The sequence below is a fragment of the Gemmata sp. genome (assembly GCF_051859125.1).
GTDB lineage: Bacteria > Planctomycetota > Planctomycetia > Gemmatales > Gemmataceae > Gemmata.
In genome coordinates this window covers 1-13,076 of the sequence record NZ_JBHYGG010000098.1, presented here as the reverse complement: position 1 = coordinate 13,076, position 13,076 = coordinate 1, and the positions used below count along the sequence as shown (strand labels likewise).

At 69.6% G+C, this 13,076-nt stretch carries 10 protein-coding genes; 3 read left to right on the top strand and 7 right to left on the bottom strand.

The annotated features are described in order from the left end of the window. Positions 1 to 55: 55 nt before the first annotated feature. The 4 genes from ACTIGN_RS10645 to mutM all read right to left on the bottom strand — a co-directional run bounded on the left by ACTIGN_RS10645 (position 56) and on the right by mutM (position 4,304). Positions 56 to 310: a hypothetical protein gene (locus tag ACTIGN_RS10645; protein ID WP_439623597.1), complete on the bottom strand. Its 255-nt coding sequence runs from the start codon at positions 308 to 310 to the stop codon at positions 56 to 58. A gap of 413 nt (positions 311 to 723) precedes the next feature. After that, positions 724 to 1,416 carry an endonuclease V gene (locus ACTIGN_RS10640; protein WP_439623595.1) on the bottom strand — a complete coding sequence of 231 codons (693 nt, stop codon included), beginning with the start codon at positions 1,414 to 1,416 and terminating at the stop codon, positions 724 to 726. A gap of 220 nt (positions 1,417 to 1,636) precedes the next feature. Continuing rightward, the gene (locus ACTIGN_RS10635) at positions 1,637 to 3,355 is read right to left on the bottom strand and encodes an ATP-binding protein (RefSeq protein ID WP_439623593.1); all 1,719 of its coding nucleotides are present in this window, start codon (positions 3,353 to 3,355) and stop codon (positions 1,637 to 1,639) included. Positions 3,356 to 3,404: 49 nt separating this feature from the next. Continuing rightward, a complete protein-coding gene (mutM, locus tag ACTIGN_RS10630) occupies positions 3,405 to 4,304 on the bottom strand; it encodes a bifunctional DNA-formamidopyrimidine glycosylase/DNA-(apurinic or apyrimidinic site) lyase (RefSeq protein ID WP_439623591.1) in 900 nt (299 codons plus the stop codon). A gap of 106 nt (positions 4,305 to 4,410) precedes the next feature. On the opposite strand from mutM, the gene ACTIGN_RS10625 reads away from it, so the two are divergent. The 3 genes from ACTIGN_RS10625 to ACTIGN_RS10615 all read left to right on the top strand — a co-directional run bounded on the left by ACTIGN_RS10625 (position 4,411) and on the right by ACTIGN_RS10615 (position 8,458). Continuing rightward, a complete protein-coding gene (locus ACTIGN_RS10625; RefSeq protein ID WP_439623589.1) occupies positions 4,411 to 4,926 on the top strand; it encodes a hypothetical protein in 516 nt (171 codons plus the stop codon). Between the two features lie 227 nt (positions 4,927 to 5,153). Continuing rightward, positions 5,154 to 6,371: a tryptophan synthase subunit beta gene (trpB, locus tag ACTIGN_RS10620; RefSeq protein WP_439623587.1), complete on the top strand. Its 1,218-nt coding sequence runs from the start codon at positions 5,154 to 5,156 to the stop codon at positions 6,369 to 6,371. Positions 6,372 to 6,604: 233 nt separating this feature from the next. After that, a complete protein-coding gene (locus tag ACTIGN_RS10615) occupies positions 6,605 to 8,458 on the top strand; it encodes a hypothetical protein (protein WP_439623585.1) in 1,854 nt (617 codons plus the stop codon). A 129-nt stretch (positions 8,459 to 8,587) separates the two neighbouring features. Here ACTIGN_RS10615 and ACTIGN_RS10610 read toward each other — a convergent pair whose 3' ends face one another. From ACTIGN_RS10610 to ACTIGN_RS10600, 3 genes are all read right to left on the bottom strand, one after another. Further along, positions 8,588 to 9,520 carry a CHAP domain-containing protein gene (locus ACTIGN_RS10610; protein WP_439623583.1) on the bottom strand — a complete coding sequence of 311 codons (933 nt, stop codon included), beginning with the start codon at positions 9,518 to 9,520 and terminating at the stop codon, positions 8,588 to 8,590. Positions 9,521 to 9,976: 456 nt separating this feature from the next. After that, positions 9,977 to 10,840 (bottom strand): YdjY domain-containing protein, encoded by an 864-nt coding sequence (locus ACTIGN_RS10605; protein WP_439623581.1) that lies wholly within the window; start codon positions 10,838 to 10,840, stop codon positions 9,977 to 9,979. Positions 10,841 to 10,974: 134 nt separating this feature from the next. Next, positions 10,975 to 12,933 carry a hypothetical protein gene (locus ACTIGN_RS10600; RefSeq protein WP_439623579.1) on the bottom strand — a complete coding sequence of 653 codons (1,959 nt, stop codon included), beginning with the start codon at positions 12,931 to 12,933 and terminating at the stop codon, positions 10,975 to 10,977. Positions 12,934 to 13,076 lie beyond the last annotated feature (143 nt).

Here is a 13,076-nt window from a genome sequence, read left to right as displayed (position 1 = left end):
GACCGGGGGAGCGTCCGACGCTCCCCCGGTCGCGGCTCGCGGGGCCTCGGGCGGCTCAGGAGCGCCGGCCCTCGATGCGGCGGAGGAGCGCCTCCTCGGCGGCCCGCCACTTCTCCTCGGTGTCGTAGGTGCCGGCGGCGATCTCGCTACGGACGCGGGCCACCAACTCGTGGCGGATGCCGTCCGGACCGGGCTTCTCGTCCGCACCGGCGAGCACGGCGGCCGGCAGGTGCAGGCGACCGGCCCCGGGGGCGGGGGCGGCCGCGGCGATCCGCCAGCGATGCCAGTGGCGTCGGGTTGCATCGCGCATCGGGTTGCGTCTCCGTACCCGGTCGGCCGGGTCCACATATCGGGCGGCAATCGCGAGCGGTTTCGTGAACCGGGTCGCCGCCCTGGTGATCTTACCTCTTCGCCCGGTCACGTGGGGAGCCCAGACCCCCCGACCACGGTTCACCCGTTCAGTGCCCCGCGACCTCATTCTACGCACCTCTATCGTCGGAGGTGCGTCCCGCGGCGTAAGAAATCGAAGCCTGTCGGGACATCCCCGATCGGTCGCCCGTCGCCCGGAAACCGTTGCCCGGGTCGTTCGCGTCGGTCCGGCGGTGCAACACCTGACCCGGCCCGGGTCTTACGTTTCGCGTTTCACGTTGAAGACCACGCCCGCCGCGCCGAACTTCATGAGAATCCGGCCACATTTCTGGTCCCGGAACCGCCCCGAATCGCTCAAGCCGGCGGCCCCCCGCGGTACGCCTGCCGCAGGACGTTCCCGGCCAGGTGCGCCTCGCGCGTCGGGGTCGGGTGGCGGTACCCACTGAGGGTGGCCCGGACGACCGCGAGGGCCGACGCCAGGTCGATGTTGTGGCCCGGGGAAACGTAGACCGGCTTGGCCCCCGCCGCCGACCGCACCACCGCCCCCACCACTTCCCCGCCGATCGTGAGCGGGCTGGCAGCCCCGGCCTCGCCCCCCGGCTCGCCGCGGTCCCCCACCAGCCAGCTCTTCGCGCACCCCAGGCACGGCAGGCCGAGCCACAGTCCCAGGTGGCAGGCCAGGCCGAAGCGCCGCGGGTGAGCGACCCCCTGTCCATCCAACATAACGGCGTCCGGCGTCCGGCGCAAATCAGCAAACGCACTCAGGAGCGCGGGAACCTCGCGGAACGACAGTAGACCCGGCACATACGGGAATGTCACTTCGCGGGTCGCCGTCCGCGTTTCGACTACAGCCCCGTCGGCGGCCCGCACCACGACGACCGCGGCGAACGCGACCGGCTCGGTCAGGTGGTACGCGAGGTCGCACCCGGCGACGTACTCGAACCGCTCCAGCGGCCGGGACAGGTCCACGCGGGGCGCGAGCGCGGTCTGGAGCGCGACGGCCTCCGCCTCGGTGGCCGGCCAGTCGTGCAGGTGGGGGATGTCCATGCGTGCCGCCTCGTTCTCCTCGTCTGGTGATCGCGGTCGCAGGCACGGAGAGGGGGAGACACGGAGCGAGGATCGCTCGGGCCGAATCGTTCGCCCCACGCGGGCCGCCACGGAGGGCGGCCCCGACAGATCAAATGCCCCGGTCCGGTAGGGGCCGCCCTCCGTGGCGGCCCGCCAGCCACCTCGAGCGGATCCCGGGGGGAGTTCGGCCGGGCGAGGATCAGAGCGGGGCGATGCCGCCCTCGTGTCTCCGAACGTCCGCGTCGCCCCCTCTCCCCATCTCCGTGTCTCCCCCCCTCCCCAGCTCTCCCGCGGGGGCCTCCGACAAAGGAGAAGAGAGTTCGAACTCGGCCAGAGGTTCGTCCGCCATCCGCGCGGCGACGCGCACGGTGAACGTGCTCCCGCGGCCCAACTCGCTGTTCAGGGTCACGTCGCCGCGCAGGAGTTTCGCCAGTTCGCGGACGATGCTCAGCCCCAGCCCAGTGCCGCCCTGCTCGCGGGTCATCGGGTTCGCCGCCTGCCGGAACTTCTCGAAGATCAGGTCCTGCTCGTCGGGCGAGATGCCGACGCCGGTGTCGGTCACGGTGAACACGAACTCGGTCCCGTCGGACCCGGCCTTGAGCGTGACGCGGCCGCCCTCGGGGGTGAACTTCACCGCGTTGGAGATCAGGTTCGTGAGGATCTGGTGCAGCTTCCCCGAGTCCTGGCGGCCGGCAGGCAGGTTCGGGTCGGCGACCACCTTCAGGTCGATGTTCTTCTTCTCGGCCTGCGGGCGGAACATGGCGACCGCGTGCTCGGCGATGGCCGCGGGGCTCACCGGGTCGAGGTGCAGCCGCATCTTGCCGGCTTCGAGCTTGGCGAGGTCGAGGATGTCGTTGATGAGCGCGAGCAGTTGCTGCCCGCTGGTCATGATGTTCCCGGAGTACCGGTGCTGCTTGTCGCTCAGGTTGTCGGCGGTGAGCAGGATTTCGGAGAACCCGATGATGCTGTTGAGCGGGGTCCGCAGCTCGTGGCTCATGGTCGAGAGGAACTCGCTCTTGAGCCGGTTGCTCTCGAACAGCGCCATGTTCACGCGGGCCAGTTCGTCGACCTTGCGGTCCAGGTCGGCGATGAGCTTCTTGTTGCGGTCCTGGATGTTCGCGAGGTTCCGGAGCATCCGGTTGAACGCGTGCGACAGGTCCTCGAACTCGTCCCCGGTCTGGATCTCGCTGCGGATGTTCAGCTCGCCCTGCGCGATCGCCTCGGACACCTCCTTGAGGTGCTTCACCGGCTTCACGATGACGTACCGGATGATGAGGTAGCTCCCGGCGATGATGAGCAGCGACGTGCCGATGGCGAACGAGATGAGCAGCGCCCGGTTCGTGTGGAACCCCTCCTCGATGGACTGGGTCGAGAGCCGGATGCGGACCACGGCCATGAGGTCGTCCGGCTTGAGCCCGGCGACCGCGACCTTCTCGCCCACCTTGGCCGGGTCGCGGTGGCAGTTGACGCACGACTGCCCGGCCCGGATCGCCCCGTAGTAGTAGTACGCGTTCTCCTTGGGCGCCTGCCGGTTGGCCTCGTCCCGGCCCTCGGTCTGGATCCGGTGCATGACCGTGAGGTCGTCGCTCGTCGGCAGGTAGTCGGGGTCCTTGGTGTCGGGCTTGATGAGCCGGGTGCTGTACCCCTTGAGGGCAGCCGGCCAGTGCGCCTCGGTCAGCTTCTGGAAGTCGTCGATGGCCTGGAGCTGCTCCCCGCGGACGTGGAGCCGCGCCACGATCGGCGACAGCAGCGCGCGGCCGGTCGTTTCGAGCTGCTCGTAGGCGAGGTCCTCGGTCTGCTTGGCGTACACCCAGAAGCTGCCGGTCATGAGCAGCAGCACGCCGGCCCCGAGGAGCCACCGGCACTTCCGTTCCAGGCTCGTCTCGCCCAGGAGCCGCTTGAACGCGCGGTACGACATAAGGATTTCACCGCGGAGGACGCAGAGGACGCAGAGGAAGACAGAGGGTTCAAACCGTTCGGGCCTTGGTCGCCTTCTTGGTTTTACTCTGCGGTGAACTCTTCTGACAACTCGCACAAAAGTGCGACGACCGGCCCGCGAGCCGCTCGCACGCGATCGCGCCCGTGCAGGTCGGGCACGGCTCGCCGGTACGACCGTACACCGCGAACTCGTTCTGGAACCCGCCCCGGAGCCCGGACCCGCCGACGTAGTCGCGGATCGTGCTGCCGCGGGACGCGATCGCCTTCGTCAGCACCGCCTCGACCGCCAGCCGCAGCCGGTCGCACTCGTCGGCCGCCAGCGACTTCCCCGTGCGGGCCGGGTGGAGCTTCGAGCGGAACAGCGCCTCGTCGGCGTAGATGTTGCCGACGCCGGCGACGATGGTCTGGTCGAGCAGCACGGCCTTCAGGTTCCGGGCGGTGCCGGTGACGGCGTCGCGGAACGCGGCGGCGTCGAGGCCGAACGGCTCGGGGCCGAGTTCGGCGTTCATCTCGTCTTCGAGGGCGGCGCGGCTCGCGAACCATTCCGCCGAGCCGAACCGCCGCGGGTCGCGGAGCAGCAGGTCGGTGCCGTTGTCGAGAGCGAACGCGAGGTGCAGGTGGTCGGGCTCGGGCGTCGCGGCCGGTACGACCGTGAACTGCCCGGTCATGCCGAGGTGGACGCGCAGCACGGGCGAGCCGGGAGCGTCAGCGACCGGAGGGTTGCGTTTCGCGTCCAGAAGGTCCACGAGAATCCACTTCCCGCGCCGCCGCACGCCGGCGACCGTCGCGCCGGTGACGCGGGCGTTCCACGCGGGCCTCCACGGCCGGCGGAGCTTCTTCGCGCTGTGCCGCACGCCGACGACCGTGCGGCCGGCGAGTAGTGGCCGCAGGTCGCGCACGACGGTCTCGACTTCCGGCAACTCGGGCATGGCTCTCCCCGCGGTGGTCTGGGGATTCTACCAGCCGGCCGAACGCGATCACACCCGAACCGCGTGCTACGCTACGAGCGTCACACAACCGTGTCTGGGGGCGACCATGTCGACGCGACGATTCCGAACCGCGGCGCTGGCACTGCTCGCCGCCGGCTTCCTGACGTACCTCGCGTACGCCCGGGTGTCCGGAACGGAGCCCATTCGGGTGGGCATGCCGTTGCTCCAGGCGCAACTGATCATGTTGAGCCCCGGGGAGCAGACGGGGGTGGTCGCGAAGGTCGCCATCTTCACGAATATCAGGGAAGAACATTGGCTGAGTAAAACGTCCGGCAAGGACCGCTGGTCGCACTTCTACCAATGGGAGGACGCCACCCACCGCGTGAACGTCCGTGCTGAACCCAACGGACCGTTCTCCACCTTGCAGATCGTCGAACTCGATCGGGAGCCAAACGCGCAGCCCGAACTCGGTACGGTGTGGGCGTGGCGAATCGTGCTCACCCTCGTCTGGCTTGGCGTGCTCGTCCTGCTCTTCCGTGCGGCGTTCGAGCCAAAGCACGCGGTCGCCTTGAACTCGCCGGGGGCACCCGGTGCTTCATCCGGTGCCGCCCCTCTTCCTTGAGACGGGAACCCACTTGTGCCGTCGCGACTTCACCGCCGGCGAAATCCGCGAGAGCCGAGTGATGCAACTCGCCGGCGCGGCGGTTGCTCTTTTGGGTCTCGGACTCGTCGTCCACGGACTGTGGCCGGTCGCGGGACCGAAACCCTCCGGTGCCTTGAACTCGCCGGCCGCACCTGACACAACAAACGGTGCCCGGTCCTCCGCGTGAACACCACGGACGCCTCCCCATGCCATCCACGCTCCCCACGCCCCGCGTCTCGGCCGTTCCCGACGCCCGCGGGCGGTTCGGCCCGTACGGCGGCCGGTTCGTTCCCGAAACGCTCATGTTCGCCCTCGAACAGCTCGACGCGGCGTACCGCGAGGCGAGGGCCGACCCCGCGTTCCAGGCCGAGTTCCACCAGCTCCTCAACGAGTACGTCGGCCGGCCGTCGCGGCTGTACTTCGCCGAGCGGCTCACGAACGAGGCCGGCGGCGCGCGGATCTTCCTCAAGCGCGAGGACCTGAACCACACCGGCGCGCACAAGATCAACAACGCGCTCGGGCAGGCGATGCTCACAAAGCGCATGGGCAAGAAGCGCGTCATCGCCGAGACCGGGGCCGGAATGCACGGCGTGGCCACCGCCACCGCCGCGGCGCTGTTCGGCATGACGTGCCGCGTGTACATGGGCACCGAGGACATCCGCCGGCAGGAGCTGAACGTCTTCCGCATGAAGGCGATGGGCACCGAGGTGTTCCCGGTCGAGAGCGGCAGCAAGACGCTCAAGGACGCCACGAACGAGGCGATGCGCGAGTGGATGAGCAGCGTCGAGGACACGCACTACATCATCGGCTCGGTGGTCGGCCCGCACCCGTTCCCGGAGATGGTCCGCGACTTCCAGAGCGTCATCGGCACCGAGACGAAAGCGCAGTGCCTGTCTCAGCTCGGCAAGCTCCCCGAGGTCGTGGTGGCGTGCGTCGGCGGCGGGAGCAACGCGGCCGGCATGTTCTACCCGTTCGTGGACGACACCGGCGTCGAGCTGATCGGCGTCGAGGCCGGCGGCCGGAACCCGAAGCCCGGCCAGCACGCGGCGACGCTCAGCAACGGCGCGCCGGGCGTGCTGCACGGGAGCTTCAGCTACGTGCTGCAGGACGACGACGGCCAGACCGCCGACGTCCACTCCGTGAGCGCCGGGCTCGACTACCCGGGCGTCGGCCCGGAGCACTCGTACTGGGCCGACGCGAAGCGGGTGCGGTACAGCTCGGTGACCGACCAGGAGGCGCTCGACGGGTTCCACCTGTGCGGGCGGCTGGAGGGCATCCTCCCGGCGCTGGAGACGGCGCACGCGGTCGTCGAGGCGATGCGGATCGCGGCCACGCGGTCGAAGGACGACGTGGTCGTGGTGTGCTTCAGCGGCCGCGGCGACAAGGACTGCGCCGAGGTCGCGCGCCTCACGGCGAAGAAGTGACCCGGGGCGATCCGCGTTGCACCGGGGACCAGCGGTTTACCCGCACAGGTTGCCAGGGGTTTGCCCGCACAGCGGGCCGCACCCCTGGCTACACTCTGCCGCCCCTCCGGGGCTGACATCAGCAGGCGAGTGACTTGCGTTTGTAGCCGCGGACGCGGCGACCGATGGTAGCCAGGGGTGGAGCGAGTCCGCGAGCGCAACCCCTGGTCCCCGGCGCACCAGGGCGACACCCCATGATTCCCAAGCTCATCCAGCGGCAGGGCGCGCAGCACCTCGCGGAGGAGGACCAGCAGGCCCCCGCCGGCGCGGCCGCGTTGGACCCGCCGCGGGCCGTGCTCGAATTGGTCCCCGAGTCGGTCTGCCGCGAGAACCTCGTCCTCCCGCTCAAGCTCGACGGCCGCACGCTCCACGTCGCCGCGGTGAATGTGTCGAACGTGATGCTCCGCGACAAGCTCTCGTTCGTCCTGAACAAGGACATCCGCCTCGTCGCGTACCCCCCGTACGCCATCCTGGCCGCGATCAACCGCCACTACGGGCACACGCGGTCGGAGTCCGTCGATTCGATGCTGATGGCTTACGGCGGCGAAGACGCAGCGGTCGGGGATCACGACGAAGTACCGTCGACGGTCGACACGATGAGCGGGGGGGGGGCGGTGCGGCGGCGGATGACGCGGGCCGCCAGTGCCACGCCGCGGCTCGACTCCGCGCCGCGGTCCGAGGTACTCAGCCGGTCGGCGGTCGAGTTCCGCAAGGGGCCCAAGGGACTCGAGGACGAAGTCGACCTCGAACGGCAGTTGCGGGGCACCGTCGCCGAGGCGGGCGAAGACACGACACCGGACTACGGGACGCGAACCATGTGGTACTACACCGTCGAGGAGGGGCAGCGCGCCCTCATGGTCCGCAGGGACGGCCGCATGGAGGTGATCGTCGGCCCCAAGCGGGTGTGGGCGGGGAGCAGCCGGTTCGAGCGGATGCGGCACTTCGTCGCGCACCCCGGCGAGTTCCTCATCGTCCGGTTCCGTGACGGCCGCCAGGAGCACCTCGTCGGCCCCACCGACGTCTGGTTCGACCCCCGCGTCCACGAGACGGTCACCCGCCAGGACGCGCTCCAGCTCGCCGCCAAGGAAGCGGTCATCGTGTACTCGCGGCCGGCCAACGCCGAGGCGATCTCGCGGCGCATCGTCCACGGGCCGATGCTGTTCGTCCCGGCCCCCGGCGAGTGGCTCCACACGTTCGCGTGGCACGGGTCCGACGGCGGCTCGCAGGGCGCAAAGAAGGTCGCCAAGGGGCTCGTGTTCCAGAAGCTCTGGCTCATGCCCGACCAGATGTACCACGACGTCACCGACGTCCGCACCGCCGACGACGCGGTCCTCACCATCAAGCTCATGATGTTCTTCGAGCTGGCCGACATCGACCGCATGCTCGAGGCGACCCACGACCCGATCGGCGACTTCATCAACGCCGCGACCTCGGACGTGGTCGACTTCTGCGGCCGGCACACGTTCGAGGAGTTCAAGAAGAACACCGGCGACCTGAACGAGCTCGCGACGTACCGGCAGCTCACCGTGCGGGCCGCGCAGAACGGGTACCGCATCAACAAGGTGGTGTACCGCGGGTACGGCGCGCCGGACCGGCTCCAGGCGATGCACGACCAGGCCATCGAGGCCCGCACGAAGCTCCAGCTCGAACGCGCCACCGAGGAGCAGGCGCAGGGGCTCGAGGACTACAAGCTCCGGGCGCAGATGAACCGGGCCACGAGCCGCCGGACCGAGCAGACCATCGAGGTGCAGACCGAGATCGAACTCGCCCAGAAGCGGCAGGAGGCCGAGATGCGGACGAAGGAGGCCGAGCGGAACGCGAACCGCGAGCAGCGCCGCCGGGACGCCGAGGCCGAGATGGAGGTCCGCCGGCAGACCGAGGAGCGCACCCGCCAGCACCTCGCGGCGCTCAAGGAGATGGGCGTGGACCTGACCGCGTTCCTCACGCAGGGCCGCGCCGACCGCGTCATCGAGCTCCGCGGCGGCGGCAAGGGCGGCCTGGCCCCGCACCTGCACCTCGATGGCGCCGACGGCCCCGGGGCCGGGTGACGCCGCAGGGGTTCGTTCGGACCCGTGTTGTAGCCGGCCTCTGTGAGGCCGGTGCTTGGGGACTTGCACACGCCCGGCCTCACAGAGGCCGGCTACAGAACGCAATCAGCACCGCCCGGGGTGGCGCCATTACTGCATCGGCCCCGTCAGCCCCGCGAGCGTGTGGCCGCGGCGGTCGCTGCGGTGGAAGGTGAAGTCGGTCCCGTAGGGGGACCGCTCGGCGGCGTGCAGGAACACCCCCAGGTCGCCCCACTTGCTCTCGATCAGGACCGGCTCGCCCGGCGTCACGTACCGCACCACGCCCGTGTGCGTGACCGCCCCGTTCGTGCGGTACACGACCGCGTCGCCGGGGGCGGGGACGGCCACCTCGCGGTACCCGTTCTCAGCCAGGATCACGGCCACGTCGTCGGCCGACAGGCGGAACCGGCCCCCGGTGAACACCCACCCGTGGCAGTTCGTCTGCGCGCCCCCGCACCCGCGGCGGATGATCTGGTCGCTCAACTGGGCCGCCGCCAGGAACCGCTCCTCGCTCGTCGCCGGGTCGGCCGCCTCCGGCGCGGCCGCGGCGACCGGCTCCCGCAGGACCACCGGGGTGCCCCGGTCGGTCGCGGCCCGGGCGCGGTCGGAGGGGACCGACGGCCGCGCCCCCATGACCACGTTCATGTCCGCCATCGACTGGGCCTTCGCCCGTTCGTCGGCCCGGTCGAACAGGGCCACGGCCCCGACCGCGGAGACGACGCCCACCGCGGCGAGCAGCCCGTACCGGGCGGCCGGGTGGTGGCTGGCGGCAACGGCACGGGCGGCGGCGGCCACCACCCGCGGGTGGCCGAGCGCCAGCACCGGGACCAGGCCGGCGGCGAGCAGCACCGCGGCGGTGGCGGCCCCACCCGGCTGGTCGAGCAGGACCGCCGCCCCGACCGCCGCGGCGCTCGCCGCAACGGTGGCCGCGGCGCGAGCGCTTGCACCCCGGCCCAGGAGCAGGAGGTTCGCGACGCCGACGAGGAACAAGCCGAGGCCGGCGCAGGCCGCGGGAAAGAACGAGGCCAGGTGGGGGGATGACACGGGGGTGTCCTCCGAGCGGAACGTCCATTCCGCGTGGGGCAGGTCCACCAACTTTACCCGCCGCCCATGAAAGTGCGATGAGTCGGTCCGAGAAAAGTGCGTAACAACGGTATCGGATTAGTCAGTCCAAGCGATCCGCGGCCTGGGGATGAACTGAAGTCGTTTTTCGATCGAGAGTTGCGAAGAAGTGGTGGCGGGAAACGAAAAAGCCGATCTGCTGACGACCTCTCCCTTCGTCAGCAGATCGGCTTAGGCTCTCGCCGACCGGGTAAACGCACGAGTTGTGCCAAAATTGCTCGAACAGCGAGAAATGGTGGACCGTTGGCGCAAGTCGTTATGGAGATAGTAGTAGCGGCCATCAGTCTCGCCGCATGCTCAGAATCGGGTCTTCTGGCCTCGATTCCGGAAAGCCCACTTAGCAGGCATTCGGTGTCGAAAATCGCGCATGGTGCTTAATCATGATGCAGGGGCGGGCTCGAGAATCAGCCAGACCTTCGAGCCGATCGCCGGGATCTTCTCGGTCTTTGCCTCATAGGTGAGCTGCGCTTCGTCCTTTGAAATCTCGACGGGGATCTCGAGCATCGAAAACGGGAAGTTCGAGATGCTGATGATGTCGCCGCTGTTGGCCCCGTAAAACTTCTTGCCGTTCTCGGGGTCGGTGATGATCATGCTGCCGGCGAACACCCAGCCGTGCGGCATCGGGGCCTTCTTCTTCAGGTCCCACACCCACTCCTGGGCCGCGTGCGTGTGCGGCTTGCCGTCCTTCGTGTAGTGAACGCTCACCTTCACCTTGGTCCCGGTCGCCGGCTTGTACGCGGGCATCTCGGTCTTCGCGTCGATGAACTGCGTCGGCTTACCGGCCTCGGCCCCGGTGAGCAACAGCAACTCGTGCAGCTTCTGGGCGTCCACGTCGGCCCGGAGGATCGCCTCGTGTTCCTTCGTCCCCTTCTTGCACAGGAACACCTCGAGCGGCCCCTCGCGGAGGCACACCTCGGTGGCGACCATGACCCGCCGCGTCTTGTCGGGACGGACCTCCATGACGACGCCCTTGAGGTTCGGGGCCTCGATGTGGACCGACTTCGGGTCGGACTTCGGGGCCGGGGGCAGCGGCTCCTCCTTGGGCTCGGCGGCCGCCTGCGAGACCGGTGCAGAACAGGGCAGCACGGGGGCGGCCGGAGCGGTCCGGGCGGCGACCACGGACGTTGGGGCGGCGTCGCGGGGGGCGCAGCACGCGGGCCGGGTGCGGTCGGGTCGGGCCGGGGTGGTCGCGGTCAGAGCGGCCGCCGATACGAGGGCGAGCGCGAGGGCGGTGAGCTTCATGACCGGTCTCCTGGGGAGGTGCGGGGCCGCCGCGGCGGGTGGTGTCAGACTACAACGCCCGGGCCGGCCGGTTCAAACAGAAAAGCCCGCGGACTCGGGTCCGCGGGCTTCGGGCGTTAGCAACCGACGTGCCGTCACTTGCAGGGGGCGGCACACGGGGCCGGCTTGCACGGGTCGCACGGGGCCGCGTCGCACGGGCTGCACGCCAGGCGGTCGGCGCACAGCTTGCTGAACAGGTCGCGGATCGGCCGCGACTTCGCGGTGCAGGCACAGGCCGGCTTGCAGGTGTCGCACGCCTTGGCCGGGCCGCACGAATCGCAGGCCTTGGCGGGGGCGGCGGGCTTGCAGGCGTCGCAGGCCTTGGCCGGGCCGCCCTTGCAGGCGTCGCACGGCTTGGCCGGGCCGCCGTGGCACGCGTCGCACGGCTTGGCCGGCTTGGCGACCACGCACGGGACCATCTCGGTCACGGTCTTCGGCACCTTCACCGTCGTGCAGACCGGGACCTGGCGGCACACGGTGTACGGGACGCACTTCGTGACCACCTCTGGCACCATCTTGGTCACCTGGGTCGGGACCAGCTTCTTCACCTGCTCGGTGACCATGCGGCAGGTCTTCACCTCGACCGTGCGGCACACCTGGGTCGGCACCATCTTGGTCACCTGGGTCGGGACCATCTTGGTGACCTCCTTCGGGACCGTCTTGGTGACGGTGTACGGCACCTTGCGGACCTCGGTGACCGGGACCGTCTTGGTGACGTTCTCGGTGACCGCCTTGTTGACCTTCAGCCCCTCGACGAACACCCGGCCCGGGGCCGCGGCGTCGTAGGTCGGGGCGTTCGGGTTGCCGAGGGCGGCCGGGCCGCCGCCGACCACGCCGGCCCCCTTGGCGGCCGCCGCGGCGGCGTCACCGCCCAGGGCCGAGGCGTCGGCGTAGGCCCCCAGGGCGTTCCGCTTCGTGGTCACCGGCACGCGGTCGATCACGGTCTCCTGGACGTTCTTGGTGACGGTGTACGGCACCTTGACGATCTTGGTGGTCTGCACGTTCCGGGTGACGGTGACCGGCACCTTCTCGGTCACGACCGTCTGCACCTTCTTGGTCACGGTGACCGGGACCTTGACGGTGACGGTCTTGGTCACGGTCGTGGTGACCGGCACCTGCTCGACGACCGACATCGTCTTGGTGACCTGGCGGGTCACGGTCTCGCTCGGGCCGCGGACCAGCTGCTTCTTGGTGCCGACCTGCTTCTGGACCGTGCTGCACGAGCACGGGTCCACGACGCACTCGTACACCGGGACGCACTCCCACCGGAGCTTGCCGGGCTTGCACTCGGTGACGCACTCGGTCACGGGCACCTTCTTGCACACCGTCTTCATGGTGGTGCAGGGCTCGCACACCGTCTTGCACACGTCCTTGCACACCGTCTCGGTCACGTCCTTGCAGACGAGCCGCGAGCAGTCCTTCATGACGGTCTCGCACACCGGGGTGCAGACGGTCTGGGCGCAGTCCTTGTAGTGCGTCTCGCACACCGGCTTGCACACGGTCCGCGGGCACTCCTTGATGTGCGTCTCGCACACCGGCTTGCACACCTGGTAGCAGTGGACCGTGGTGACCGGGTCGCACACCGTCTTGCACACGGTGAAGGCGCAGTCCTTGTAGAGGGTCTCGCACACCTTCTCGCAGACCGTCTCCTTGCACTCCTTCATCACCGTCTCGCAGACCGGCTTGCACACGGTCTCGCACACCGTCTTCTGGCAGGTCTCGTAGACCGGCCGGGTGACGGTCTCGCACACCTCCTTCATGACGGTCTCGCAGACCGGCTTGCACACGGTCTCCTTGACCTGGCGGTACGCGGTCTCGGTCACGGTCTTGTACGTGGTCCGCTTCTCCTCGACGTAGACGGTCCTCGTGACCGGCCGCATCACGGTCTCGGTCGGGCACCCGCCGGCCCCGGAGAAGTGGGTCTGGTCGCAGCTACAGGGCGGGGCGTTGGCGGAGTACTTCGTCGACCCGAAGTAGCCGCCGTGGGCAGAGGAGCCGGCCGCGAGGGCGATCAGCGCGGCCCCCAGAACCGGGGCGCTCCAGCGTGTGGTCATGGTCGTGGCCTCCTTGCATTCCCGGTCGCGTGTCACGAGCCCGACCGGGGGGTCGGTGCGTCCGTGCGGCTCGTTGACAGTGGTATCGGTGCGTGCGGATTGGCCAGATGACGGGCGCGGGCCGCCGGCACCGGTCCGGCGGC